The sequence below is a fragment of the Geomonas diazotrophica genome (assembly GCF_019063885.1).
Lineage (GTDB): Bacteria > Desulfobacterota > Desulfuromonadia > Geobacterales > Geobacteraceae > Geomonas > Geomonas diazotrophica.
Genome location: NZ_CP077684.1, coordinates 1798277 through 1824046, shown reverse-complemented (window position 1 = coordinate 1824046; position 25770 = coordinate 1798277). Strand labels below are relative to the sequence as shown.

20 protein-coding genes are annotated in these 25770 nt (G+C 64.1%); 14 read left to right on the top strand and 6 right to left on the bottom strand.

Translation table 11 applies throughout. The features are described 5' to 3' along the window. The first annotated feature begins 84 nt into the window (after positions 1-84). The 3 genes from sfsA (at position 85) to KP003_RS07935 (ending at position 1832) form a co-directional block, all read left to right on the top strand. Positions 85-780, top strand: a complete 696-nt coding sequence (gene sfsA / locus KP003_RS07945) for a DNA/RNA nuclease SfsA (RefSeq protein ID WP_216498034.1) — start codon at positions 85-87, stop codon at positions 778-780. Between the two features lie 56 nt (positions 781-836). Beyond that, a complete protein-coding gene (locus tag KP003_RS07940; RefSeq protein ID WP_216498036.1) occupies positions 837-1292 on the top strand; it encodes a hypothetical protein in 456 nt (151 codons plus the stop codon). Between the two features lie 96 nt (positions 1293-1388). Beyond that, complete coding sequence (locus KP003_RS07935) at positions 1389-1832, top strand: ATP-binding protein (protein WP_216498037.1); 444 nt, start codon at positions 1389-1391, stop codon at positions 1830-1832. On the opposite strand, the gene KP003_RS07930 is transcribed toward KP003_RS07935, so the two are convergent. Next, the gene (locus KP003_RS07930; protein WP_236026783.1) at positions 1829-5212 is read right to left on the bottom strand and encodes a DEAD/DEAH box helicase; all 3384 of its coding nucleotides are present in this window, start codon (positions 5210-5212) and stop codon (positions 1829-1831) included. The genes KP003_RS07935 and KP003_RS07930 overlap by 4 nt on opposite strands. A 374-nt stretch (positions 5213-5586) precedes the next feature. Next, a complete protein-coding gene (gene nudC, locus KP003_RS07925) occupies positions 5587-6435 on the bottom strand; it encodes an NAD(+) diphosphatase (RefSeq protein WP_216791450.1) in 849 nt (282 codons plus the stop codon). Positions 6436-6610: 175 nt separating this feature from the next. On the opposite strand from nudC, the gene KP003_RS07920 reads away from it, so the two are divergent. From KP003_RS07920 to KP003_RS07880, 9 genes are all read left to right on the top strand, one after another. Beyond that, entirely contained in the window at positions 6611-7639 is a 1029-nt protein-coding gene (locus KP003_RS07920; RefSeq protein WP_216791448.1) for an agmatine deiminase family protein, read from the top strand. A 191-nt stretch (positions 7640-7830) separates the two neighbouring features. After that, positions 7831-8712, top strand: a complete 882-nt coding sequence (locus KP003_RS07915; protein WP_275423236.1) for a carbon-nitrogen hydrolase — start codon at positions 7831-7833, stop codon at positions 8710-8712. Positions 8713-9012: 300 nt separating this feature from the next. After that, positions 9013-13113, top strand: a complete 4101-nt coding sequence (locus KP003_RS07910) for a DEAD/DEAH box helicase (protein ID WP_239027633.1) — start codon at positions 9013-9015, stop codon at positions 13111-13113. Between the two features lie 211 nt (positions 13114-13324). Further along, on the top strand, positions 13325-15013 hold the full coding sequence (locus KP003_RS07905; RefSeq protein ID WP_216498042.1) for a diguanylate cyclase: 1689 nt from the start codon (positions 13325-13327) through the stop codon (positions 15011-15013). Positions 15014-15136: 123 nt separating this feature from the next. Continuing rightward, complete coding sequence (locus KP003_RS07900) at positions 15137-15634, top strand: hypothetical protein (RefSeq protein WP_216498043.1); 498 nt, start codon at positions 15137-15139, stop codon at positions 15632-15634. 221 nt (positions 15635-15855) lie between these two features. Continuing rightward, a complete protein-coding gene (locus KP003_RS07895; RefSeq protein WP_216791445.1) occupies positions 15856-16269 on the top strand; it encodes a hypothetical protein in 414 nt (137 codons plus the stop codon). A 25-nt stretch (positions 16270-16294) separates the two neighbouring features. Next, positions 16295-17542 carry an MFS transporter gene (locus KP003_RS07890; RefSeq protein ID WP_216791444.1) on the top strand — a complete coding sequence of 416 codons (1248 nt, stop codon included), beginning with the start codon at positions 16295-16297 and terminating at the stop codon, positions 17540-17542. Positions 17543-17640: 98 nt separating this feature from the next. Continuing rightward, positions 17641-18768, top strand: a complete 1128-nt coding sequence (locus tag KP003_RS07885; RefSeq protein WP_236026784.1) for an MFS transporter — start codon at positions 17641-17643, stop codon at positions 18766-18768. 2 nt (positions 18769-18770) lie between these two features. Further along, a complete protein-coding gene (locus tag KP003_RS07880) occupies positions 18771-19646 on the top strand; it encodes an EamA family transporter (RefSeq protein WP_216498263.1) in 876 nt (291 codons plus the stop codon). Here KP003_RS07880 and KP003_RS07875 read toward each other — a convergent pair. The 4 genes from KP003_RS07875 to KP003_RS07860 all read right to left on the bottom strand — a co-directional run bounded on the left by KP003_RS07875 (position 19643) and on the right by KP003_RS07860 (position 23589). Further along, positions 19643-20557, bottom strand: a complete 915-nt coding sequence (locus KP003_RS07875) for a carbohydrate kinase family protein (RefSeq protein ID WP_217300583.1) — start codon at positions 20555-20557, stop codon at positions 19643-19645. The genes KP003_RS07880 and KP003_RS07875 overlap by 4 nt on opposite strands. Positions 20558-20814: 257 nt before the next feature. Next, positions 20815-21276 carry an RrF2 family transcriptional regulator gene (locus KP003_RS07870; protein ID WP_217300582.1) on the bottom strand — a complete coding sequence of 154 codons (462 nt, stop codon included), beginning with the start codon at positions 21274-21276 and terminating at the stop codon, positions 20815-20817. A gap of 9 nt (positions 21277-21285) precedes the next feature. After that, positions 21286-22737: an SLC13 family permease gene (locus tag KP003_RS07865; protein WP_217300690.1), complete on the bottom strand. Its 1452-nt coding sequence runs from the start codon at positions 22735-22737 to the stop codon at positions 21286-21288. Between the two features lie 48 nt (positions 22738-22785). After that, positions 22786-23589 carry a hypothetical protein gene (locus KP003_RS07860; RefSeq protein ID WP_216498048.1) on the bottom strand — a complete coding sequence of 268 codons (804 nt, stop codon included), beginning with the start codon at positions 23587-23589 and terminating at the stop codon, positions 22786-22788. A gap of 398 nt (positions 23590-23987) precedes the next feature. Here KP003_RS07860 and KP003_RS07855 point away from each other — a divergent pair, with 398 nt between their 5' ends. After that, positions 23988-24425: a VOC family protein gene (locus KP003_RS07855; RefSeq protein WP_217300581.1), complete on the top strand. Its 438-nt coding sequence runs from the start codon at positions 23988-23990 to the stop codon at positions 24423-24425. A 22-nt stretch (positions 24426-24447) separates the two neighbouring features. Next, complete coding sequence (locus tag KP003_RS07850; protein WP_216498051.1) at positions 24448-25770, top strand: putative sensor domain DACNV-containing protein; 1323 nt, start codon at positions 24448-24450, stop codon at positions 25768-25770.

The following is a 25770-nucleotide window of genomic DNA, read 5'->3' as shown; positions in this document are numbered from 1 at the left end:
GACAGCGGCCGCACCTTGCGGTTAAAGTTTGCGCCTGACCAATCCGCCGCGTCGCTCCATCGCACCCGAAAGGAACCTCACCGCATGAAACTGCCGCAGCCGCTCTACCAGGGGACCCTGATCCGTCGCTACCAACGCTTTCTGGCCGACGTCGAGCTCGACGACGGCACCGTGGTCACCGCGCACACCCCCAACACCGGGAGCATGATGGGGTGCGCCCTCCCCGGCAACCGCGTCCTGCTCTCCGTGAGCGGCAACCCAGGCAGGAAGTACCCCCACAGCTGGGAGCTGGTGCAGGCCGACGGCGTCTGGGTGGGGATCAACACCATGCTCCCCAACCTCCTGGCAAGGGAGGCGATCCTGGACGGGACCGTCGCCGAGCTTTCCGGCTACGAAAAGATCAAGCTGGAGGTCCCCTACGGCACCGGGAGCCGGATCGACCTCCTGCTCTCCGGGGAGCGCGGCCTTTGCTACGTCGAAACCAAGAACGTCACCCTGGTGCAGGAGCGCTGCGCCCTCTTTCCGGACGCGGTGAGCACGCGGGGGCAGAAGCACCTGAGGGAACTCATGGAGATGGTGCGCCAGGGGCACCGCGCCGTGAACCTCTTCGTGGTACAGCGTGGCGACGGCGACGCCCTCTCGCCGGCCGACGCCATCGATCCGGCGTACGGGGCCCTGCTGCGGGAGGCGGCTAAGGCGGGAGTGGAACTGCTTGCCTACCAGGCGAGGGTGACCGAGAGCGAGGTGCGCCTGAGCCACTCGGTGCCGGTACTCTTGTAGGTCATTGACATCTTTGGGAAGGACGCTAAAGTTATAGGCGTTGTCCCGGGGGGCCAATGAGAACTCCTAAACTCACCATCTTCGCCAAGCAGACCGGCGTCGAAATAGCACCCAGCGAGAAGAGGCAAAACGGCAAACCCGAGGAGGGGCGCGTCGCCTTCAGGTTCTTCCGGCTCGCCTCCGGCCAGCCCCACATCCGTTTCGTGGCCGAACCGTGCGAGGCCTTCGAGGTTTCCAGGAAGATCACGCAACTGCAAGCGTCGGGAGGCAAGGCGACCTTCACCCACCGCTTCGAATCGGCGGAGGGGGAGAGCGTGACCAAGCTGAACGTGGAGAGCTACCAGCGTAACGGCAAGCAGGGGTACGCCTTCTCCATCCAGCGCGGCGAAGAGAGCATCAACGTCCCGGCGCCGGAGGGGGAATTCCTCTTTGCCGCCGAGTTTCTGAGACAGCTCTCCGTGGCACAGTCCTGGGTGGCCTGGACGGAGCCGGAAGCGCCCAAGCGCGATTAGAGAGGTACCGAATGGGTGGGGGAAGGACCGCCGGCAGAGCTAAGCGCGACATCGAAGCAACCGAAAAGACCCGGAAAACGGCGAAAGCGGGACAGCGTGATCAATAAACCGAGCAAGACCCTCTATCTCAGCATCGAAAGCAGGCTTTGCGACGTGGCCCTGGTGGGGCACGCGGTGCGTGGCGTCTGCGCCTGCTCCCCTTTGAAACTCGAAGCCTACGGCGAAATGGAAGTCTGCGTGGTGGAGGCTCTCAACAACGCCATCACCCACGCCTACCGGCGCCAGGAAGGGTACCGGGTCGACACCGCCATCACCCTGCACCACGACCGCATCTCCTTCGAGGTCTCCGACGAAGGGAAGGCCATCGAGGAGTTCGCCCCCCGAAGCCTCGAGTTCGACCCCGAGGTGATCGGCTCCATCCCGGAGAACGGCATGGGGCTCTTCATCATCGAGACCCTGATGGACGAGGTCAGCTACAGCTCCAAGAACGGCCGGAACACCCTCTCCTTCTGCAGGTACTTCACCCAGCCCCAGGCCTAGCCCTGCCCCAGCAAAAACTCGAAGTCCTCCCGCCCGATCGCCACGGGTCCCTCGTTTTCCGCGTCCTCCAGGAGCGCACGGTACAGCTTGAGCTTGCGCTTTTTCAGCTCCATCATCTTCTCCTCGATCGAGTGCCGCATCAAGAGCCTGGTGATGGTGACCTGCCGTTTCTGACCGATACGGTGGGCGCGGTCCGATGCCTGGCTCTCCACCGCCGGGTTCCACCAGGGATCCAGATGGAAGACGTAGGAGGCGCGGGTGAGGTTGAGCCCCCTCCCCCCCGCCTTCAGGCTCAGCAGGAACACGCCCGGTTCCGTCGAGTTCTGGAAATTCTGCACCAGCTCCTTTCGGCGGGCCACCGGGGTGGTGCCGTCCAGGCGTGAGGAGACGATGCCGCGCTGGGTAAGCCCCTGCTGCACGATGTCCAGGAAGGAGGTGAACTGCGAGAACACCAGCACGCTGTGCCCTTCCGCGAAAAGTTCCAGCAGCTGGTCGACCAGGAAATCCACCTTCGGAGAACGGTCGGCGGCGTCGGGGAGGACGAGCCGGGAGCAGAGGCAGATCTGGCGCAGCTTGAGGATGGCGGTAAGCGCTATGATGCGCGCCTGCCCGGCGGAGTTGGAGCTAAAGGCCCGCGCCACCGTCTCCCGCACCTCGGTCACGGTACGCGCGTAGAGGGCCTTCTGCCTCGGGCTCATCTCCAGGTAGATGTCGGTTTCCACCTTCGGGGGTAGCTCGGCGGCGATCATGTCCTTGGAGCGCCGCAGGATGAAGGGGTGGGTGCGCCGGATCAGCGTCTCCAGGAACTCCGCCCCCTCGCGCCCCATCTGCCTGCGGAACTGCTCGTAGGCCCCCAAAAGGCCCGGCAGCGCAAGGTCCATCACCGAGAAGTATTCGCCCAGGTGGTTCTCCACCGGGGTGCCGGTCAGGGTAACCTTGAACCTCCCCTTCAACCTGCGCACCGCGCCGGTGGTCTCCGCGTGGATGTTTTTCACCGCCTGCGCCTCGTCGAAGACGATGACGTGGAAGGGGATCTCGCTCAACACGTCGATGTCGCGCTGGATGACGCCGTAGCTGGTGAGCACCAGGTCGAACCCGGAGAACTCGGCGCGGCGCCCCTGGCCGCGGTAGACGCCTACCTTGAGCGCCGGGTAGAAGCGTGCCAGTTCGCTCTCCCAGTTGAAGATCAGTGTCGGGGGGACCACCACCAGGTGCGGCACATCGGGGGGGAGCTGTGAGTCGATGCCCCCCTCTTTCAGACCGGCGAGAAGCGCGATGGCCTGGATGGTCTTGCCGAGCCCCATGTCGTCGGCCAGGCAGGCGCCGAAACGGTGCTCGTACAAAAAGGCGAGCCAGCTGTACCCGTCGAGCTGGTAGTTGCGCAGGGTGGCCTGCAGCTCCGTTGGGGGCGAGCGCCGGGGGATGCTCTCGAAGCGGGTCAGGCTTTCGAAAATGCGCTCGTCCTCGGGGGAAAGGAGCACCCGGACCCCGTTTCTTCTCAGCGTGATCCAGTCGAGGATCTGCAGGCGCGGCACCCGCACCACCTCCCGCTTGGCGTGGGGTGCGAAAAGCGCCAGGGTGCTGCAGGTCGTCGGGTCCAGCACGAACAGCGAGTTCCCCCTGCGGAAGACGCCCCCCCCCTGCAGCGCGTCCAGCAGTTCCGCCTCGTTGACCAGCTCACCGTCGGCCCGGATCTCCGGGCGCAGCTCGAACCAGTCGATACTGGAACGGGTGGCGTCGAGGGTGAAGGTCCAGGAGGCGGTTTGCAGGTCCTCTCCGGCAAGGGCGAGGGCATAGCCTTCTGCGGCGAGGGCCCCCTTCAGTTCTGAGAGCTGGCGCATCAGGACCTTGCGCTCCACGGAGAAACGCCCCGCTCCTTCTGCCTGCCAGAAGATGTCGAAACCGAAATGCTCGGCCAGAAGCTCGAGTAACCGCCCCTGACGTCCCACTGCTACGGTCACGGCCAGCCATTCCCCTTGTTCGGAGAGCTGCAGCATGGTGGACGGCTGCTGCGCCTGCTGGCAGAAATCGCCTATGATGGCGCGCGCATCCGACCTTACACCGCGCTTGAAGAATTCGGCCCCTTCAAGCACCTGGCGCACCAGCCGGTCGCGCTCGCCAAGGTTCGCGGCGCGAAGGGCGGCGAAACAGGCCTTGATGATGGCGGCGACCCGCTTCTTCGCCTTGAGCGGCTGGGGGAACACGGCACGCCCGGCGACGTTGAAGAAGCGGAAGGCCGTGGGAGAGAGGGAGAAGCTGAGGCCGTCGGCGACACCTTCCGCTACCAGCGAGGACATTTCGGCAAGTTCGAGGATGTTCAGCCGATAGCGCGGCTGCAGCGGCAACGGCGCTGCCGGAACGCCCCCCCGGGAGAGGACCACCCGCCGGGTGAGCTCTTCCTCACTGCCGCCGCCGAGGTCGAATTGGGCCTCGTTGAAGCTGGCTGCGGGAAAGCAGAGGGTATCCTCCTCCTGCGCCGCCCCGGCCTGCTGCGTCTGCGCCAGCCGCCGCCCCAACTCCGCGAAGAGCCGGGTGGCCGTATCGTCGACCTTCTGGATGAGGCCGCGCCCCAGGTCGAAATAGTACCCCTGGTGGATGAACGACTCCTCGCCGTCGAAGGAAACACCATCCTCAAGGGAGAGTCTCGCGTGGATATCCCCGTCGACCAGGTCGAGGTGCAGCATGACGGTGCGCTGCAGCGACGGGTCGAAACAGAGCGGCAGGGGGCCTTGCGGGGCCAGGTAGAAAATCGGGAATCTCCCCCGGAACCGGGACAGAAACTCCTCCACCGCACGGCCGCGCAGAGCCGAGGAGTTAAGAAGCCGCAGGAATTCGCGAATGGACGCCGGCAGAGCCGCATCGAACAGGGCCACCGGAACCTGGTCCAGCATGAGGCGCATGCGCAGCGCACCCTGGTCCCGGTCCAGCACCAGTGCGTAGCCACTCTCGGTTATCGGCGCCGCCTCCTCCCCTGCGACACCCTGAGCCGGCGCGGCTGCCAGGGCGGTGCGGATCCCCTGCAGGTAGTCGTTAGGCAGTTGCAGCATGGGGAAGGAAGCGGGGGCCAGGGCCTTCTTGAGGGTAGCCAGGGCGGCAACCAGGTGGGGGCAGCGGCCGTGGGGGCTCCAGGTGCCGCAGTCGCAGGCGCTGGAGAAATCACCCTGGAGCAGGGAAAGAGTGACGCGGCAGGACACCTCGGCGTCGCGGAGCTCGACCTCGAGGACGCTGCCGTCCTTGTGCCAGCTCACCCCGCGGACCGGCTTCCTCTTGCACAGCTCGAAGCCGTTGAAGAGGTGCACCTTGTCCGCAAGTGCGTATATGCCCGCGGCAGGCATCTGGAAAAGGTGCCGCAGCAGGGGGATGCCCATGATGTCGATCAAGTCGTCTTCTCCCAGCAGGGTCAGCGAATAACGGATCGTTTAAGTTAGCAGAAAGAGATGTCGAATACAACAGCACCCTGCGCAGGAATCGACAAGACCCGGCACGGCGGTCGAACGGCTTGAGGGGGGGCGCTATCTTTTCAGTTCCTTCGTAAGAAAGAGGTACCTGGCGAAAAACCGGGCATGAACGGGGGGGGTGGGCATTGGACGGTGGACGGGATTACCGGCAACGGCTGCGGTTTTGAAGGAAACTCTCGGACAAAAAAAATGGGGGGCGGTTTGAATCCGCCCCCCCAAAAAGGAGACCCAGGAGTGTGTTCCGGGGTGTTAATTAACACTATCGGCCACACATCCCGGGACTTTAATTATTTTTTTCACCTGCCGGATCCCAGGGCGAAGTTGTCGATGATCCACCGGGCGATGCTCCGTTTTTGGGGGAGCGCCGGAGGCATCCGTTCCTTCGTGAACCACCGGGCATCCTCGAGCTCGTCCTCCTCGACGACGATCTCGCCGGAGTCGTAATTGGCCACGAAGCCGGCCATGAGCTGGCTCGGGAAGGGCCAGTTCTGGCTCCCCACGTAGCGGACATCCTTCACCTTCAGCCCGGTCTCCTCGAGCACCTCGCGTGCCACGCACTCCTCCAGCGACTCGCCGAAGTCGACGAAACCGGCCACCAGGCTGTAGCGCCCGGCCGCCCACTCCGGTTTGCGAGCCAGCAGGAATTCGTCCCCCCGCCTGACCAGCACGATGACGCAGGGATGGATGTGCGGGTAATGCTCGTGGCCGCAGCCGCCGCAGCGCTTCCCCCAGGTGGGGGCGATGCGGGCCATCTCGCCGCTGCCGCAGCGCGAGCAGTGACGGCTCAGCTTCTCCCAGTGGAGGATCTGGCGGGCGACGCCGTACAGGGTTGCGATCTGGTCGGGGAGCTCGGTCCAAGGCACGCCCTGCAGCCCCTGCGGGACGTCATCGCTCTTGGAGAGGCTGAAAAGCCGCACCGGTTGGCCGTCCCACTCGCCAAACTGCAGCGCCTGCCCGTTGTCTTCAAGCGGCGCGGGAAGCTCGCCGCGGTAGAGCTCGCCCTCTTGCAGAAGAAGGGTGTCTCCCTGCAGCAAAACCCAGTATCCGGGGCCGCCGGCGCTCGCGGCGTCCGGCTTGAGCTGGGTGAACCTGGTCCTGATAATCTCGCCGTTGAAGGGGAGGTTGACGGTCTCGGGGTATGACATACTTCAACTCCTGTAGCATGGCTGGTTGCTGCGCTGGCGTGCATCATACAGGAACCGGAAGAGGAAGCAATCCCCCTTTTCTTTCAAAGCATTTAACTTGATTGACTTCGCGCGCTATGTTACTTTTTTCGTTCGCAAATACCCAGGCCGCAGCGCGGCCGAAGCAGGAGTGCAAGTGAACCAGAAGAGAAGATTACCGGCAGAGTGGGAACTGCAGGACGGCGTGCTGATGGCATGGCCGCACGAGCAAAGCGACTGGTTTCCCTACCTGGACCAGGTCCGCCCCGTTTTTGCCGCGATCGCGAGCACCATCAGCCAGTTCGAAAAGGTCGTCGTCGCCGCCGACGAGCCCGACCGGGTCCGCGAGGAGCTGCAGGGAGCCGGAGCAGACCTGGAGCAGGTGCGCATCCTCCCCGTCGAGACCAACGACACCTGGGCCAGGGACTTCGGCCCGATCACGGTGCTGGAGGACGGCGCCCCGAGGCTGCTCAACTTCGGCTTCAACGGATGGGGCCTCAAGTTCCCGTCCGATCTCGACAACCGCATCAACAAGCGGCTGCAGGCGCTGGGCGTCTGGAATGCGCCGCTTGACACCGTCGGGCTGATCCTCGAAGGCGGCAGCATCGAGAGCGACGGCAAGGGGACCATCCTCACCACCGAGGAATGCCTCATGAACGACAACCGCAACCCGCACCTGACCCGCGAGGAGCTCGAAGAGGAGCTGCACGGCCTGTTCGGCAGCGACCGGTTCCTGTGGCTCTCCAACGGGTACCTGGCCGGCGACGACACCGACTCCCACGTCGACACCCTGGCCCGCATCTGCCCGGACGACGCCATCGCCTACGTGCGCTGCGACGATCCGGAAGACGAGCACTACCCGGCACTCAAGGCCATGGAGGATGAGATCCTCGCCTTCCGCACCCGCGGCGGCTGCCCGTACCGCGCCATCCCCCTCCCCTGGCCCGCCGCAGTGTACGACGAAGAGGGGGAGAGGCTTCCGGCAACCTACGCCAACTTCCTGGTGATCAACGGCGCCGTGCTGGTGCCTACCTACCAGGACAAGAACGACGCCGCCGCACTGGTTGCCGTCGGCGAGGCATTTCCTGGTTACGAGGTGATCGGGATCGACTGCCTACCGCTCATCCTGCAGCACGGCTCCCTGCATTGCGTGACCATGCAGCTTCCCAAGGGGACGCTCAGGTAGCCGGCGGACGGGTCTGGGCGAATGATTATTCGCCCTTGTACGAAACCGGGGCATCCCCTCTCCCCTTGGGAGAGGGTGGCCGCAGGCCAGGTGAGGGCGTCGCGCAAAACGACATTCCAGCCTGGTGCAACGCCCTCACCCCGGCCCTCTCCCGGCGGGAGAGGGAGGGACATTTAATGACGGAGAAGAACATGGACAAACTGAAAGTAGCCCTGGTGCAGCAGGCCCTTACGGCGGGGCGCGACGAGATGGTGGCCGCCACCACTGCCAGGATCCGCGAAGCCGCCGGCCAGGGAGCGCAGCTCGTGCTCCTCCAGGAGCTGCACACCGGCAGCTACTTCTGCCAGACCGAGGACACCGCCTGCTTCGACCTCGCCGAGACCATCCCCGGCCCCTCGACCGAGCAGTTCGGCGCTCTGGCCCGCGAACTCGGCGTGGTGATCGTCACCTCCCTCTTCGAGCGCCGCGCCCCCGGGCTGTACCACAACACCGCGGTGGTATTGGAGAAGGACGGCTCAATCGCCGGGAAGTACCGCAAGATGCACATCCCGGACGACCCGGCCTTCTACGAGAAGTTCTACTTCACCCCCGGCGACCTCGGCTTCGAGCCGGTGCAGACCTCGGTCGGCAAGCTGGGCGTGCTGGTCTGCTGGGACCAGTGGTACCCGGAAGCGGCGCGTCTCATGGCGCTTGCCGGCGCCGACCTCCTCATCTACCCGACCGCCATCGGCTGGGACCCGCGCGACGAGGCCGCCGAACAGCAGCGCCAGTTGGACGCCTGGGTCACCGTGCAGCGCGCCCACGCGGTCGCCAACGGCATCCCGGTCGTCAGCGTGAACCGCGTCGGCTTCGAGGCCGACCCGAGCGGCGCGGGCGCCGGCATCAAGTTCTGGGGTTCCAGCTTCGCGGCCGGACCGCAGGGAGAATTCCTGGCCCGCGCCGGCGAGGATGAAGAACTGCTGGTCGTCGATCTCGACCTGCGCCGCAGCGAGGACGTGCGCCGCATCTGGCCGTTTTTGCGCGACCGCCGCATCGACGCCTACGGCGACCTCGTCAAGCGCTACCGGGACTAACGGCGTACCTCTCGCCCCCTGCTCTCCCCCCCTCGCCCGCCGGGAAAGTGGCAGGGGTGAGGGTGCCGCAATAGGCAGCATCACGGCTTCGTGGCATCTCCCTCACCCGCCCTTCGGGCACCCTCTCCCAAAGGGAGAGGGGATGCTACATACGAGCCAGGTCAATGCCACATCCAGGCTAGGCCTATGCCACATCCCAGCCGGTCAACGCCATATCCGAGCAAGGCCGGCGCTCCCAACGTCCAGAGGTCCGAACAGGTGACTCAGCCAAAACAACTTCACCCCAAACCGCATGATCTCTTGGCCCGTTGCACGCCCCAACTGTCCGCGCTCGTCCAGCTCCTCTCCGTCATTCACGCGCCTCTTTCCAAGCACGTACTGCTCAACATCGTAAAGAAGGCTGGACTTGCCGCACCTCCGGGACGGAGCTACACCGGCCTGGTCCTCGCCGAGATGCTGGAGGAGTTGAAGAACCTGGGCCTGGTCCGCCACACCGGCGAGGGAATTTCCTGCTCTCCCGAGGTCGCCCACGCCGCGACCCTGCACGCGATCGAGAGCGGCGCATTCGAGCCGATGGTCCGTGCCGCGGTTGCCGAAATCCCCATGGTCTCCAACTGGGGGAGCAACTTCTACCGCCTGTCGGCGCACGCCCTGCGCGACGTGCGCATCGGCGTCTACCGCAAGGATGCAAGGGAAGCCCTGGATGCCGCCGAACGCTACCTGCGCCAGTTCCCCTACGAGGCCCAGCGCAGCCACCCCTTCGACGCCATCTGCTTCCACCCCTTCGACGAGCCGTGGTTCCGCTCCCTCCCCGTGGTGCTGCAGGGGGCGGCGCTGCAGGCGCACCTCACCTCCGCGAGAAGCACCCTGACGCCCGCCGAAGCCCCCTTCCGCGCACTTGCAGAACTGGCGGCACGCCCCGACGTCCCCCATTACCTGCTCGACCTTTATTGCCTGGAGCTGTTGTGGCGTGGCCGCACGTCCGATGCCGGGGCGGCCGCAATCGAGGGGAGCAGTTCCACCCAAATTGCCGTGCTCGCCTGCTGTGCACTGCAGCGCGGCCAGTACGCCCGCTCCCTGGAGCTTTTCCGGTTGGCCCTCTCCGCGTTGCGCAAGGAGACCGGCAAGAGAAAGGCGTACCTCGACGACGGCACCGGCCCGTTCTTCATCCTGGCTCTTCTCGCCACCCAGGAAGCGAAACTCCTGGAGGAGGCCGCGGAATTGTGCCGCTTCATCGCCGCCAAGAGGGAGTGGCCGGACCAGGAGGTGTACCACGTCCTTCAGGGTGTGATCGGCGAGCGGCAAGGTGGGCGCAGCAGCAAGGAGCTCCAGGAGGCGACCCTGCAGCGCGCCCCCCAAAGCCCGCTCCACGCCTTGTTCCGGCTGATGGCGCTCTACTGGTGCGCAAGCGATCAGCATCGCCGCGAGGCCAAGAAGCTTGCCGGCCTGGTGCAGCGGCTGAAGGACGCGGGCCAACTCTGGCTTGCCCGCGAGATCGAGCAGGCGAGCGAGCCTGCCGCACCGTCGCCACCTTCTGCACCGTCACCCTCCCCTGAGGCCGCAGCGACGCCTCTGTATCGCGCCTTGGCCCCGGTCGAATCCTGGCAAAGCTCCATCTCGGCCCTGCTGCGCCTGAACAGCGAGGAGGCGACGGACCCGGCAGCCCCCCAGTCGCGCCTCATCTGGCACTTCGAGGAGTTGCGCGGCTTCTTCCAGATCACCCCAAGGGAGCAGAAGCAGACGCCCAACGGCAAGTGGAGCGGTGGCCGAAATGTCGCGCTCAAGCGGCTGGTCGAGGAAGCGGAGAGTCTCGATTTCCTCAGCGCCCAGGACCGCCTCATCTGCGCCTGCATCAACAAGGATCGCGGCGCCGGCTACTATAACCGTGAGAGCTACGTGTTGGACCAGGACCAGGCGGTGCCGCTCATGGTCGGCCACCCGCAGGTCTACCTCGACGCTGCCGCCTCGGTTCGCCTGGAGCTGGTGCACGGAGAACCGGAAATCCAATTGACCGCGCAGGGGGAGACCCTGCAGCTGCAGTTCTTCCCCCCTTTCCAGCAGGATCAGAAGCTGTACCTCCAGAAGGAGACCCCGACGCGGATCAAGGTCTACCAGGCCAGAAGCGAGCACAAGAAGATCGCAGCCATCATCGGCGCCGGCCTGAAGCTTCCCGCCCGGGCCAAGGACCAGGCGCTCGCCGCGATAAACTCGCTCGCTTCGGTCCTCACCGTGCACTCGGACATCGGCGTCGACTCGGCCGGGCAGATTCCGGGGGACGCCACCCCGCACTTCCACCTGCTGCCGTACCAGGGCGGACTGCGGCTGCAGCTCCTGGTGCGCCCCTTCTCGGACGCGGGCCCCTATTTCCGTCCCGGTGCCGGAGGCGAGACGGTCCTCGCCGAGGTCGAGGGGAAGCGGGTTCAGACCAGGCGCGACCTGAAGCAGGAGGAGGAATGCGCCGCCGCGGCCCTGGCCCAGCTCACGGTATTGGGAGAGACAGAGGAGATCGAGGGTGAGTGGCTGATTCCCGCGACGGAGAATGCGCTGGAACTCTTGGTGCAATTGCAGGCGCTTGGCGAATCGGTCCGGGTTTCCTGGCCGCAGGGCGCCCGCTTCAAGGTAAAACAGACGGTTACCCCCGGACATTGCAAGCTTTCCGTGAGGCAGGCCAAGGACTACTTCGAGCTCGAGGGGGAGGTGAAGGTAAACGAGGGGCTGGCCCTCGACCTGCGTCAGCTGGTGGATTTGGCCCGCAACGCGCAGGGGCGCTTCGTGGAACTGGGCGACGGCGAATTCCTTGCCCTCTCCTCCCAGCTGCGGCGCTACCTCGACGATCTCACCTCCTGCGCCGATCCCCACGGCGCCGCCTTCCGCTTCCATCCCCTCGCCTCCTCCCTGTTCGAGGATTTCGCCGCGGAAGCGGGCGAATTCCAGGGCGACCGGTACTGGCAGGCGCAGATGAAACGGCTGCACGAGGCCGAGGCCTTCAGGCCGCAGCTTCCCGGCACGCTCCAGGCGGAGCTGCGCGGCTACCAGGTCGAGGGTTTCAACTGGCTGAACCGGCTCTCCTACTGGGGCGTCGGCGCCTGCCTCGCCGACGACATGGGGCTCGGCAAAACGGTCCAGGCGCTGGCCCAGATCCTCAGCATGGCGCCGCAGGGCCCGTCCCTCGTGGTGGCGCCCACCTCGGTCTGCCTGAACTGGGAGAGCGAGACCGCCAGATTCGCGCCGACCCTGAACCGCATCGTCTACGGCGGCCCGAAACGATCCGAACTGCTGCAGGGGCTCAAGCCGCTCGACCTCGTCATCTGCAGCTATGGCTTGCTGCAACAGGACGCCGAACTGCTCGAGGCGGTGCAGTGGCAGGCCGTCGTCCTGGACGAGGCGCAGGCCATCAAGAACATGGCGACCAAGAGGAGCCAGGCCGCCATGAAGCTCCAGGGACGATTCAAGATGGTGGCCACCGGCACCCCGATCGAGAACCACCTGGGCGAACTCTGGAACGTGTTCCGCTTCATCAATCCGGGGCTGCTCGGCTCGCTGAAACAGTTCAACGTGAGGTACGCCGCACCCATCGAGAAAAGCGAGGACAAGAAGGCGCGCCAGAGGCTGAAAAGGCTGATCCAGCCCTTCATCCTGCGCCGCACCAAGAACCAGGTGCTCGAGGAACTCCCCCCCAGGACGGAGATCACCATCCCGGTAGAGCTCGGTATGGAAGAAGTCGCGCTGTACGAGGCGATCAGGAAGAGCGCGCTGGACAACCTGGCCGGCGTCGGCAAGGTGGAGGGAAAGGGAGAGCTGCACCTGAAGATCCTGGCGGAGATCATGAGGCTGCGCCGCGCCTGTTGCAACCCGCGCCTGGTGCTGCCGGACAGTGCCATTCCGAGCGCAAAGCTGGCGGCCTTCGCCGAGATCTTGGACGAACTGCGCGAGAACCGTCACAAGGCGCTGGTTTTCAGCCAGTTCGTCGGGCACCTGCAGATCATTCGCGGCTACCTGAATCGCGCCGGCATCCCCTACCAGTACCTGGACGGCAGCACCCCCGCGCCAGAGCGCAAACTGCGGGTGGACGCGTTCCAGTCCGGCGCCGGGGACCTCTTCCTGATCAGCCTCAAAGCCGGCGGCGTCGGGCTCAACCTGACTGCCGCCGACTACGTCATCCACATGGACCCCTGGTGGAACCCCGCGGTGGAGGACCAGGCCTCCGACCGCGCCCACCGCATCGGTCAGCAGCGCCCGGTGACCATCTACCGTCTCGTCGCCAAGGGAACCATCGAAGAGAAGATCGTCGGCCTGCACCAGCAAAAGCGCGGGCTCGCCGACAGCCTGCTCGATGAAAGCGACCTCTCCGGCAAGGCGAGCGTAGAGGAGCTCCTGGCGCTGCTACGGTCAGGATCTTAGCCTTCGTGCAACAATCACCCTCTTTGAGTCACCCGTTATTTTCACATTCAAACTTCTTTCAATACTCTCGTCCCAGAATATAATGAACAATGTTGCTCTGCAGGCGGCAACTGCGACTGCTGCGACTAAAGTTAAATGTCCGCCGGGCCGATAACATTCACTGTGCTACCTGCAGCAGGAAGCTTCAATTCATCAGGCAAAGGCCGTAAACGTGAGCCACTACTTCAACAACTCCCACAACCGAATCAGAACCATCGACCTCACTTTCTCTGCGGCATTGCTGCTGCTGACAGTGATGCTCTTTCTGTCCTACCACATCAGGACGGAACTGGCGGAGACCAACGACCGGACCCAGCATACCTATGATGTAATCATGGCGGTGGACGATCTCAGCAACGGCCTGCTCCAGGCAGAAAGCAGCAGGCGCGCCTACGTACTGACCGGCAACGCCGAGCAGAAGGCCCGTTGCGAACTGTTCGCCCAGAAAACCGAAGAGAATCTCCGCGAGGTCCAACGGCTCACGGTCGACAACGGGGGGCAGCAGCAACGGCTTGCCAAGGTGTCGGAGCTTATCAAAAGAAAGCTGACAATTTTCAAGGTTTCCCTGTCCGAATTCGACCGGAGAGGGTACCTGGCCCCCCAGCAGGCACAGCTGACGGAAGAAGGCACCACCCTCATGACCGCCGTCCGCGTACGCATCGATGAGATCAAGGACCATGAAAAACAGTTACTGGGTGAGCGACGCAGCAAAGAGCATACGACCCTGCTGATCCTGACCGTAGTGGTTCTGTCGGGCATCTCCATCTCCATCATCCTGCTGAGCCTCAGCTACTACATAGCGCGCCACGAGTCGCGCAGCCACCTCGTTGCCACAGGGGATCTGCAGGCCGCCAACAGGGACATCTCCGACTTGAGCAACATGACCCAGTTGCTGCAGTCCTGCTCCACCCTCGAGGAAGCACGGGGGATCCTCTCCTGCTATGGGGAAAAGCTCTTCCCTGACGATGCGGGCGCGATCTATCTGATCAACGCATCGAGAACACTGATGACCGATACCGCGACCTGGGGTGCCGCGAACCTGGCTCCCTTCACCCCGGACCAGTGTTGGGCCATGCGGCTAGGACAGGCGCATGCCACTGTCGCCAAATCCGATGTGAAGTGCCTGCACGTCGAGGGGGGCAGCGGAACGCACCTCTGCATCCCTCTTGCCGCACACCATGAAACCCTCGGGACGCTCTACCTCCACGTGCCCTGGGCAACCGAGCCGGACGAACTGGCCAGGGTGAAGATGAGGGCCACCGGGTTCGCGGAACAAGTGGCGCTCGGCATACGGAACCTGCAGTTGCGGGAACAGCTGAGAGAACTCTCGATACGGGATCCGCTGACGGGATTGTTGAACCGGCGCCACATGGAAGAATCGCTTCTGCGGGAAATCAGCCGGGCAACCCGAACCAAGCAGCCGCTCAGTGTCGTCATGCTGGACATCGACCATTTCAAAAAGTTCAACGACACTTTCGGCCACGAGGCGGGTGACCATGTCCTCAAGGAGGTCGGTCAAGTGTTGCTGAAAAATGTCCGCGACAGCGACATCGCCTGCCGTTTCGGGGGAGAGGAGTTCACCCTCATCCTTCCCGATGCCGACTGTGACACGGCCTTTGAGATCGGCAACCGGATCAGGGACGCGGTGAAAGGGCTGAATCTGGTCGTGGGAAGGCAGCACGTCGGGCGGATCTCCATCTCGGCAGGTGTCGCGGTATTCCCCGTGGACGGAGACACTATCAGGCAGCTTCTGTCAGCGGCGGACGGAGCCTTGTACGAGGCCAAGGAAAAGGGACGCGATCGGATCGTAGGAAGCTGTGCCGCCACCCGGCGACACGGCGACGAGCGGGCCGATGGGTAAGTTCGGCAACCGTTTCCGTTGGTCATAAACGAAGCGGAACCCGGCGGCATCTTTTAGCAGTCGGTACGACTGGTACAATCATGCAGTTCTGCATCTCTTGAGCAAAATAAAGGGGGAAGAGACATGCTTGTATTTCGAAAGATCGCGATGGGAACAGCGCTACTGGCGCTCCTTGGTTCGGCACAGCTGACATTAGCGGGGCAAGGCAAGACAGCCGATGCCAAGAGTGTGGAACGGGGCCGCTATCTGGTACAGATAGGCGGTTGCAACGACTGTCACACCAGCGGCTATGCGCTGGGTGCCGGAAAAGTCGCCGAGGAACAGTGGTTGACCGGCGACCAGCTCGGCTGGAAGGGCCCCTGGGGAACCACCTACCCGGCAAACCTCAGGAACTTCGCTGCGCAGATGTCGGAAAAGCAGTGGATCCGCTTCGCCCAGGCCGCGGAGACCCGTCCCCCCATGCCCTGGTACGACCTGCGCGCCATGTCCAAAGAGGATCTCCGCGCCATATACCGCTATCTCAAGGCCTCAGGCCCCCGGGGCGAGAAAGCGCCCGCCTATTTGCCACCCGGCGCAGAGCCCGCCGGGCCTTACGTCCTTTTCCCCCAGCCGCCGAAGTAACGCCGCTCTGACGGGGCGGGAGCGTTGGCTCCCCCCCGTCTCCACCCAAGCCTCATGTCCAAGTTGAGGCTCCTCTGGCAGGGACCGGCATCTGCCACACCTGGCCGATTCTGCAGTAAAACAGTGAGCTCGTATTCTCGTTGACTTTGCCACGGCGCCCGGTGTATTAGAATAAAATTTCTAATAAACCGGACTACACCTGCAGTTTAACGGAAGGAGCTATGGCGAACCTCGATCTCGGCCCCACCCACCTGCGCAAACACCACTATCGCCTTTCCGCCCGCACAGCGGCCCTCATGGTCGCCTGCTCCCTTCTCTCCGGCTGCATGTGCCTCCTCAAAAACCCGCCCGACAGCGGCGTGAAGTTCTACCAGCAGCTCGGCTCGGTCCAATGCACGGGGGGAGGCAAGACCGTGGCCGAGGTCGAGCGGGACGTCCTCACTGCCGGCATCACGGTCACCCAGACCAGCTGCGGTGTCGACGGCAGGATGTATCCCGCTGTCTGCGGCGCTCCCGACGGTCGCATCGCCATCTTCGAGATTGCTCCGGATCAGGCCCGGGCGGCCTTGGCCATCGGACTGAAACCGCTCACCGAACTCCCCGACGCGACCGCTACCCCCTGCCCGGAGCGCTAACCCTAAAGAATCAGCGGAGACGAGCATGACATCAACAAGTGAAAATCAGCAGGCCATGCTTCGTCAGGTGCTGGGCCTCCCGGTGATCGTGGCGGCCCTGGGCTACTTCGTCGACATCTACGACTTGGTGCTGTTCAGCATCGTGAGGGTCCCGAGCCTGAAGGGGATCGGACTGGCGGGTCAGGAACTGATCGACCAGGGCGTCTTCCTGCTCAACATGCAGATGGCGGGGATGCTTTTGGGCGGCATCCTCTGGGGTGTCCTCGGGGACCGCAAGGGGCGCCTGAAGATCATGTTCGGCTCCATCTTCATCTACTCCCTGGCCAACCTCGCCAACGCCACGGTCCACTCCATCGAGGCCTACGCCCTGCTCCGCTTCCTGGCGGGCGTCGGGCTGGCGGGAGAACTGGGCGCCGGGATCACGCTGGTCTCCGAGGTGCTGCACCGCTCCGTCCGTGGGTACGGAACCATGATCGTCGCCACGGTCGGCGTCTCCGGCGCGATACTCGCCAACTTTGTCGCCAAGCAGTTCGACTGGCGTACCGCCTTCGTCATCGGCGGCATTCTCGGGCTGATGCTCCTGGTGCTCAGGCTGAGCGTGGCTGAATCCGGGATGTTCAAGGGGATGGAGTCGCGGGAGATGTCCAAGGGTAACTTCCTGGCGCTGTTCACCTCCCGCGACCGTTTCGGACGTTTCCTGCACTCGATCCTGATCGGCCTTCCCTCCTGGTTCGTAGTCGGGGTGCTGATCACCTTTTCGCCGGAGTTCGCCAAGGTGTTGAACGTGCAGGGGACGGTGAGCGCGGGGAACGCGGTGATGTACTGCTACCTCGGGCTGGTCGGCGGAGACCTGGCGAGCGGGGTGCTGAGCCAGGTGATGCAGAGCCGCAAGAAGGTGGTTTTAATGTTCCTTTTGATCACGGTCGCCGCGGTCACCGTCTACTTCTCTGCGGGAGGAGTGAGCGCCGGCGCCTTTTACGGCATCTGCTGCCTGCTCGGCTTCGGCATCGGCTACTGGGCCATCTTCGTTACGGTCGCCGCCGAGCAGTTCGGCACCAACCTGCGCGCCACCGTGGCCACATCCGTCCCCAACTTCGTGCGCGGCATGACCATCCCCATCACCATGCTGTTCCAGGTCGCCCGTAAAAGCCTCGGCCTCGAAACCGGCGCCATCGTGGTGGGCGTCCTCACCCTGGCTATCGCGCTCTTCTCCCTGTCGCGGCTGCAGGAGACCTTCCACAAGGATCTGGACTACTTCGAGGAGTTCATCTGACCGGGTCGCCAGGGCGCATACATTACGGCTGGATCATCGTCGCCACCGCGGCGCTCGGGCTCTTCTCCTGCTTCGGGCTGGCGCGCTACGCCTACTCGATGCTGCTCCCCGGGATGCAGGCGGGACTGGGGCTCACCTACGACCGCATGGGCTTCATCGGCACCGGGAACTTCGTCGGCTATCTCCTCTCGGTGCTGGCCGCTCCCCGGCTGATGAAGCGCCTCAAGCCGCGCCGCATGGCCGCCCTGGGCCTCCTGGTCATCGGGGTGGGTATGATGGCGATCGGGGCTTCATCCTCCCTGCTTTCCATCATCGCGCTCTACGCCCTGGTCGGCGTGGGGAGCGGCTTCACCAACATCCCGCTCATGGCCCTGGTGACCTACTGGTTCCGCAGCGAGCAGCGCGGCAAGGCGGCGGGACTGGTCATCGCCGGCAACGGCATCGGCATCATCCTGGCCGGTTTCCTGATCCCCTTCCTCAACCGCAACCTCGGCGCATTGGGGTGGCGCAGCGGCTGGATCGCGCTCGGAGCCATCTGCCTCGCCGTGGCCGGCGTCGCGGCCGCGCTGCTGCGCAACCACCCCTGCGACCTCGGCCTGGAGCCGGTCGGGCGCAAGGTTGAGCCCTCGCCGGAGCAGTTTCTGCGCCACGAGCATAAAGGCGACGGGAGGGTGCTATTCCACCTCGGCATGCTCTACCTGGTCTTCGGCGTCACCTTCATGGTGTACGGCACCTTCATCGTGACCACCATGGTAAAGGAATACGGCCTTTCCGAAGCGCGTGCGGGGTTGTACTGGTCCTGGGTCGGCTTCTTCAGCTTCTTCTCCGGGATCGGCTTCGGCACCCTTTCCGACCGGATCGGCAGGAAGCGCGGACTCGCGCTGGTCTTCGCCGTGCAGAGCACCGCCTATCTCCTGGCTGGAGTGAAGGCGGGAGCGGCCGGCCTGATCGTTTCGCTGATCCTCTACGGCTCGGCCGTCTTCGCCATCCCCGCCATCATGGCGGCGGCGGTCGGAGAATACCTCGGTCTCAACCGCGCCTCGGCCGCATTCGCCACCATTACCATCTTCTTCGGCGTAGGCCAGGTGATCGGACCGGCCGGTGCCGGCATCATCGCCAAGGCATCCGGGGCTTTCACCACGCCATACCTGATCAGCGGCCTTTTGACCAGCGTAGCTATGGTGTCCGCGCTGTTCCTCCCGCCGCCACGGGAAAGGGTCGAGTGACCATGACAACCGACCAGAACCGGCACCTGCTGCGCACCTCCCTTGTCACCGCGATCGCCCCCTGCATCTGGGGCAGCACCTACATCGTGACCACGCAGTTGCTCCCGCCGAACCACCCGCTCACCGCGGCCTTGCTGCGCGTGCTCCCCATCGGGCTGATCATGGTCGCCCTGCAGCGCCGAGCGCCTGAGGGGGAGTGGCGGTGGCGGCTGCTGTTTCTTGGGCTTTTGAACATCGGGGTGTTCCAGGCACTGCTCTTCATCGCCGCATATCGGCTTCCCGGCGGTGTGGCCGCTACCGTGATCGCGACCCAGCCGTTGGCGGTCATCGTGCTCTCCCGCCCGCTCCTCGGGAGCACGCCCACGCGCCTGGCCTGGATCGCTGCGGGAACCGGCGTGGTTGGCGTGGCGCTGCTGGTGCTCACCCCGGCCGCGCGTCTCGACGCCATGGGCATCGCGGCCGCCCTGGCCGGCGCCGCCTGCATGGCCCTCGGGACCGTCCTCACCAAGCGCTGGTCGGCGACGCCACTCCCCATCGCCGCCTTTACCGGCTGGCAGTTGGTCTTCGGCGGCCTGTTCCTGCTCCCCTTCGCGCTGCTCTTCGAGGAGCCTCTCGCGGGCCTCACCGTCAAAAACGTGATCGGGTACACCTACCTCGGCGTCTTTGGCACCGGCATCACCTACATGATCTTTTTCTGGGGGATCCGGCGGCTGCAGCCGTCCGCGGTTTCACTGCTGGGGCTGTTGAGCCCGGTGATGGCCACCGCCCTGGGCTTCCTGGTGCTGGGACAGAGCCTCACGTCCCTGCAGATCGTGGGTGGGATGCTGGTGCTGTGGAGTATCTGGGCGGGTCAGCGGCAGGCGCCGGTCAGGCGCTAGCCGCGAGTCTCGAGGAAAGCCTGCAGTCGGGAGAGGGTAGGCAGAGCGGCTCGTCCCCCCAGGGCGCGCGTGTTCAGGGCGCCGGTTGCGGAAGCGAAGCGCGCCGCCTCCCTCAGGGAGAGCCCTCGCGCAATGCCGAAGAGAAAGCCGCCGTGGTAGGCGTCGCCGGCTCCGGTTGTGTCGATGACCTGGTCCACCGGGTAAGCCGGCTGGTGGAAGGCCTCGCCGTCAGCCGACAGGAGATAGCTCCCCTGCATCCCGCAGGTGACGCCGACCACCCGGGGGCCGCACTGCAAAAGCGCCTGGGCGGCCTGCTCGGGGGAGGCGGCTCCGGTGCAGCTCGCGGCGTATTCTTCCGCTACGATGCAGATATCCACCATCGGCAACAGTTCGCGGTGTTCCGGCCGGAAGCGGTGCGAACCGCCGTCGAAAGAGACCATCACCCCGGCTTGCCGCGCCGCGTGCGCGCCCCTGAGACAGGCCTGCCAGTGCCGTCCGTTCAGGTGCAGTATTCTGGCCGCACGGATGGCCTCTTCGTTCAGCATTGCCACGGGGAGTTCGCCGGAGGTTCCCGGCGTAAAGGTGATGGCACGCGCCCCGTCGTTTTTTCTGACCAGGATAGCGGCCTGCGCAGAGGTGCTGCCGGCGTCGATCGCCACGCCTGCGGTGTCGATTCCTTCCGTATCAAGCTCGGCGATGATCATCCGGCCAATAAGATCGTCGCCCACGAGGTCCAGCATCGCGGTCCGCGCGCCCAGCCGGGCCAAGGCAACCAGCGCTGTGGCCACCGGCCCTCCACCCGCCAACGCCGAAGCATGCGCCCTCTGCACCAGTTCGCTTCCGGGCAGTTCATCTACCACCATGAGCAGATCCATGGTGCAGACGCCCAGACCGACCACATCGTATTTCATAGCGCCCCCCTTTCACGATAAGCCCATTTGCCCGCTCCCCGGGGCGTTGCACCAGCTGGCCGCCGGGAACTTGGTGCCGTAGGCCGAGTCCGGTACATCCCCTCTCCCTCTGGGAGAGGGTGGCCAAAGGCCGGGTGAGGGTGCCGCCCGCTGCTGTTACGCTGCCCGTGGCAAGGCCCTCACCCTGACCCTCTCCCCGGGGGAGAGGGGATGTGGGCGGAAGTGTTGACTGGCAGTTTAAAGCGCCGGCAGCGGTGTCAGATGCAGAAATCGAGCACATCGTCCTGCAGCGCGCCCGCCTCGTCCATCTTTATCATCACGTCGGCGAGCGTGGTGCCGTCCAGGATGCGCGCCATCTGGTCGCGGACGTCCTTCATGACCAGCCTGATGCCGCAGGTCGCCTCGTTGCTGCACTCAGGACACCTGGCATAGGCCATTTCGCTGACGCAGGGAACCGGAGCTAGCGGCCCTTCCATGACCCGTATCGCCTGGCCGAAGGTCACCTTCTGAGGCGGTCGTCCCAGGAAATATCCTCCTCCCCTCCCCTTCCGGCTCTGCAGGATGCCGCTGTTCTTCAGGGTGAGCAGGATGTTCTCCAGGAACTTCTTGGGGATCCTCTCGTCACGGGCCAGGTCCGCTATGAGGATCGGCCCCTGGTCGTACTTGCGTGCCAGGTAAATCAAGGCCTTGAGGCCGTACTTGGTTTTCTTGGATATCATGCTTTCCTCTTAGATCTTCAGCCCGAGCAGGGGCCAGATGAACACCACGGATCCCATGAAGAGGAGCCAGGAGATGGCCATCACCACGGCACCCGCCACGATGATGTCGCGGCTCTTCAGATACCCCGAGGCGTAGGCGATGGCGGTGGCAGGGGTTCCCATGGGAAGGCAGTAGGCCAGGCCGGCGGGGAGCGCGATAGAGAGCGTCATCACCTTGGGATCCATCCCCGTGGTCTGGCACAGCCCCATCCCGACCGGCATCAGGATCGCCACCACCGCGGCGTGGCTGATGCACTCGGTGACGAGGATGGCCACCAGGGAGATGACCGCGATCACCGCAAGGGGAGCGTGCGCGTGGTCCCCCATTCCCTTCTTCACCACCCAGACCGCCGCACCGGTCTTCTCAAGGGCGGAGGCGAGCGCGATGGTGCCGCCGTACATCAGAATGATGCCCCAGTTGACGTACTCCTCGATCATCTGCCAGGAGATCACCTTGAAGGTGAACAAGGCCGCGGCCCCCAGGATGGCTATGGCGGCAAGCCCGGTCTTCTCGCCCAGGAACATCCAGCCGCCGACGGTGACGGCCATGACCAGGGCGGTGAGGATTTCGTCGTAGCAGATCTTCCCCATTTCCAGCCGTTTGCCGTTCAGGAATTTAAGCCCTACTTCAACGTTGTCGAGATCCGGCGGGAAGAACTTGAGCAGGATCGAGAACCCCAGGACGAGCAGCGGCAAGACGATCATGCAGGCCGCGGTGGACCACTCGACGAAGGAGAAATGAAGCCCCGTCGCCTCCTTGAGCAGCCCCGCCGCGAGCGGTGCGCGGGCGCCGCCGAGGAAGGTGGCTATGCCGCCGATGATGCACCCCCAGGCCATGGACATGAACAGCAGGCGCCCGAAGCTGCTCTTCCCTTTCTCCAGACGCAGGGCCGTTGCCAGTTCGGTGACCACCGGGAAGAGCATCGCCGCCACGGCATGCTCGCTCATAATGAAGGAGAGAAAGGCGGACAACAGGAAGACGGTCAGGGCGAGCCGGGCGGGGGTTCTGCCGAACCTGGCCAGCATGGCGCGGGCGAGGCGGGCGGAGATGCCGGTGCCGGTAAGGGCCGCGGCGAGGATGAAGGCGCCGAGGATGAAGAAGACCGACTCGTTGCCGAACATCGAGTAGGTCTTCTTGGCGTCCATGATGCCCAGAAGCGGCAGCATCACCATGGAGAGGAGCGCGGTGACGGCGATCGGTAGCAGACCGGAGATCCAGAAGAAAACGGTCGCGCCAAAGAGCACCAGCGAACGGTACCCCTCGACGGAGAGTCCTTCCGGGGGACTCAAGCGGATCAGGAATGCGATGACGAGCGCGACGGCGGCCATCACCTGGTACCGGGCGGTGCGGTCCAGCACGATGAGCCACAGGGGACGGTTGTCGATCTTCAGCGGTTTGTCCAGGAACTGCTTCGGTTCCATCTGCGGCGGGATGCCCTCGTTGCTCGACTTCAATACCTTCACTCCTAATTAGAGGCCGGAAGATTCGTAAGATTCTGCCACTTCTTTCACCCGGAGCAAGCGTCTCAGATCGGAGCCCGCCAGGAGCCTGCGGTCCTCGATGCTATCGATGAAGCCGCGCAGGACCCCTTTCGAAGCGGCGGGAGCGAAGGGCGAGGTCAGGAAGACCAGCGGCAGGAGCGGCTTGAGCAGCACCTTTTTCTGCTGCCACCCCCGCTGCAGGTGGTTGAAGATCCTGGTGAGCTGCTCGGGTGGGAGTGCGGCGCCTTCGTCGCAAAGCTGCACCAGCGGCACGATTTCCCGCTCCAGCAAGGCATCGATGCCGGCAACGGTGGAACCGGCCGGTTCGCTCCCGGCGCCAAGGGAAGACACCACCGACCAGCGCGGAAAGACGGCACGAGCATGTTCGAGGGAGCGCAGGCGCTCCTCCATCTGCCAGCCGCGCTCCCTGGAGCGGGCATGGTCGTAGGCGTGCAGCGGGATGTCGAGAATGTCGACGCCGGCTGCATAGGCCCGCTCCACCATCTTTTGCGAGGGGCAAAAATCCACCCTTCCCACGAGGTAGGCGTTGAAGTTTTTCTTGATCAGCCGGGCGAGGTTTTCGGCGTTGGGGAAGCGCTCCTCCTCCCCGAAGGTAAGGTGAAAGAGGGCGGCGTTACTCTGGTAGTGGCTGTCGTACAGCGTCTCGATGGTCTGCCGCTCAGGGAGATCCCCCCCCACGTAGAAGACGTTTGCTTCCCGCCGCAACTGGTCGGGGGAATATGGGGAGGTACGAGCGACAAGCTCCCGCATTTTCTTCTGGTCTATCCTCATGGGTATTTTGCCCCTCCGGCAATCAAAGATACTTCACAACATCGTGCGATTTTAGCCACCATACGTAAATAAACCAAAACAGTCAACAAAAATTCCACAATAACCCATCATCATACTAGAGTATTGCAAAACGTCAATATTAACAGCAGCTTGCACCCACAAAGGTACACCGACCGGGGCGCTGCAACAGTACGTTTCGGTACCGCTCGGCCGAAGCTGAAGAGCTGAATCCATTCTCATTGACTTGGCGTCACGGACGCGCTATAGAAAGTGAACCTTGAGCGAGCCGCCGCCCGCGACTAAACCATCGACCGACTGCGTTGCGCAACGCTCAAAGGTTGTTATCCTCATTAACAATTCACCCCCGCTGCCGGCCTGCGGCAGTCGACAAGGCTCTCATGATTTCTCGCATCGATCATCTCAACATCGTGGTACGCGACCTGGAAGCGGCGGCCGCCTTTTTCGCGCTGCTCGGCTTCACCCCCGGCATAAGTTCCGTCCTCGACACCGACTTCCTCGAGAAGCTGACCGGCGTGCGCTGCGCTGGAGGGAAGTTCACCGCCCTGCACCACCCCGGCTCCGACCTCTCCATCGAGCTGCTGCAGTTCGACGCAGGCGGCGACCCCGATGCCGGGATCGGCATCGCCAACCGCATCGGTCTGCGCCATCTCGCCTTCGCTGTCACCGACATAGATGCCGAGGTGGCGAGGCTGCGCGGCCACGGCGTGCAGTTCATCGGGGAGGTGCAGGTCTGGCAGAAGACGGGAAAGAAACTGATCTACTTTTACGGGCCGGAAGGGATCCTGCTGGAACTCGCCCAGTACCCGAAGCCGTAATACACGAGGGGTGCCGCCGGCCATGCCGATCAAAAACAAGACCCCGCGCCACCTGGCCGAATTCGTCTGCACCGAGCTGCGCAAACGCAAAGCCGCCGCGCCGGACGAAAAGATCATCATCGAGCTCATGGAGACCATGTACTACTCAAGCCTTCGCACCGAGGAGGCGGAGCCGGTACTGTTCCACATGGTCTTTCTGGACCCGAGCCAGCCCGATCCGAAGCCTCCGCGCAACCCCGCCCGGGATCGCTGGAGCTATATCCCCTTTGCCGACCCGATCCCCTTCACCGTCTCCAACGTGGTCAAGATCGCCAAGTCCACGGACCTGCGCACCTCCTCGTTCGTGATCTGGCCGGACCGACTGGGCCAGCTCTTCATCTGGGGACTGGTGGACCAGCAAAACCGCTTCCACAAGTTCCTGAACCGGAGCGCGGAGGTCGAGGTCGAGCGTCCCGGTGTCTTCCAGGCCAGCGTCGAGGGGATCGGCATCATCGCGGTCTACATGCGCTACGAGAAGGTGGCGGAACTGAGGGTGAACGAGGTTATTCGCCACTCGCTTGACCTGTTCCGAGAGGGGCCGGTGCGCGACCTATTGGCAGCAGGCATCGACCGATTCCTGGAGGGGGTGCGCAGCCACATCCCGGACGACATCTACCAGGCGCCGGGGGCCGCTGACGAGCTCCATGCCCAGCAGTGGATATCGGTACTGTGCCGGATACTGCTCAGGATCCAGAAGATCAAGAACGGCGGCGCCATCCTGATCACGCCGGAGATCACTCCGGACGACCTGAACGTAAAGTACGGCATCAACTACGACCGGCTCCCCACCTCGCTGCAGTCCAACGCGGTCACCAAGATCAAGTCGGACTTCCTGGAACAGCACCTGCTCGGGCACGGCGAATCCAAACCAAAAGGACTATCCACCGACCAGTTCCAGCAGTTGCGGCGCCTGGAGAAGGAACTGCGGGCCAACAAGAACGAGATCGACGGGGTCATCTGGTTCATCGCCCTGCTGACCCGGGTGGACGGACTGGTGGTCATGGACCCGAACCTCGTGGTGCGCGGCTACGGCGTCGAAATCAGGAACTGGCAGGAGCCGGACCGGGTGTTCATCGCCACCGACCGGATGGGGAGCGAGGCAAAGCTGCGCCCGGTCAACTACAACCACTTCGGTACCCGGCACAGGTCGATGATGCGCTATTGCTGCCAGAACCCGGGCACCCTCGGTTTCGTCATCTCCCAGGATGGCGAGGTCCGGGTCATGACCATGCTCGGCGAGCGCCTGGTGATGTGGGAGAACATCAAGCTGAAGTACTACAGCCACGCCTCAAAGAAAAAAAGCTGA

What these genes read in the sequence shown, in the direction of transcription:
- sfsA (WP_216498034.1), top strand. Translation starts at nt 85, where the DNA reads ATGAAACTGCCGCAGCCGCTCTACCAGGGGACCCTGATCCGTCGCTAC.
- KP003_RS07940 (WP_216498036.1), top strand. Translation starts at nt 837, where the DNA reads ATGAGAACTCCTAAACTCACCATCTTCGCCAAGCAGACCGGCGTCGAA.
- nudC (WP_216791450.1), bottom strand. Translation starts at nt 6,435, where the DNA reads ATGTCATACCCCGAGACCGTCAACCTCCCCTTCAACGGCGAGATTATC.
- KP003_RS07915 (WP_275423236.1), top strand. Translation starts at nt 7,831, where the DNA reads ATGGACAAACTGAAAGTAGCCCTGGTGCAGCAGGCCCTTACGGCGGGG.
- KP003_RS07900 (WP_216498043.1), top strand. Translation starts at nt 15,137, where the DNA reads ATGCTTGTATTTCGAAAGATCGCGATGGGAACAGCGCTACTGGCGCTC.
- KP003_RS07895 (WP_216791445.1), top strand. Translation starts at nt 15,856, where the DNA reads ATGGCGAACCTCGATCTCGGCCCCACCCACCTGCGCAAACACCACTAT.
- KP003_RS07890 (WP_216791444.1), top strand. Translation starts at nt 16,295, where the DNA reads ATGACATCAACAAGTGAAAATCAGCAGGCCATGCTTCGTCAGGTGCTG.
- KP003_RS07885 (WP_236026784.1), top strand. Translation starts at nt 17,641, where the DNA reads ATGCTGCTCCCCGGGATGCAGGCGGGACTGGGGCTCACCTACGACCGC.
- KP003_RS07880 (WP_216498263.1), top strand. Translation starts at nt 18,771, where the DNA reads ATGACAACCGACCAGAACCGGCACCTGCTGCGCACCTCCCTTGTCACC.
- KP003_RS07875 (WP_217300583.1), bottom strand. Translation starts at nt 20,557, where the DNA reads ATGAAATACGATGTGGTCGGTCTGGGCGTCTGCACCATGGATCTGCTC.
- KP003_RS07870 (WP_217300582.1), bottom strand. Translation starts at nt 21,276, where the DNA reads ATGATATCCAAGAAAACCAAGTACGGCCTCAAGGCCTTGATTTACCTG.
- KP003_RS07865 (WP_217300690.1), bottom strand. Translation starts at nt 22,737, where the DNA reads ATGGAACCGAAGCAGTTCCTGGACAAACCGCTGAAGATCGACAACCGT.
- KP003_RS07860 (WP_216498048.1), bottom strand. Translation starts at nt 23,589, where the DNA reads ATGAGGATAGACCAGAAGAAAATGCGGGAGCTTGTCGCTCGTACCTCC.
- KP003_RS07855 (WP_217300581.1), top strand. Translation starts at nt 23,988, where the DNA reads ATGATTTCTCGCATCGATCATCTCAACATCGTGGTACGCGACCTGGAA.
- KP003_RS07850 (WP_216498051.1), top strand. Translation starts at nt 24,448, where the DNA reads ATGCCGATCAAAAACAAGACCCCGCGCCACCTGGCCGAATTCGTCTGC.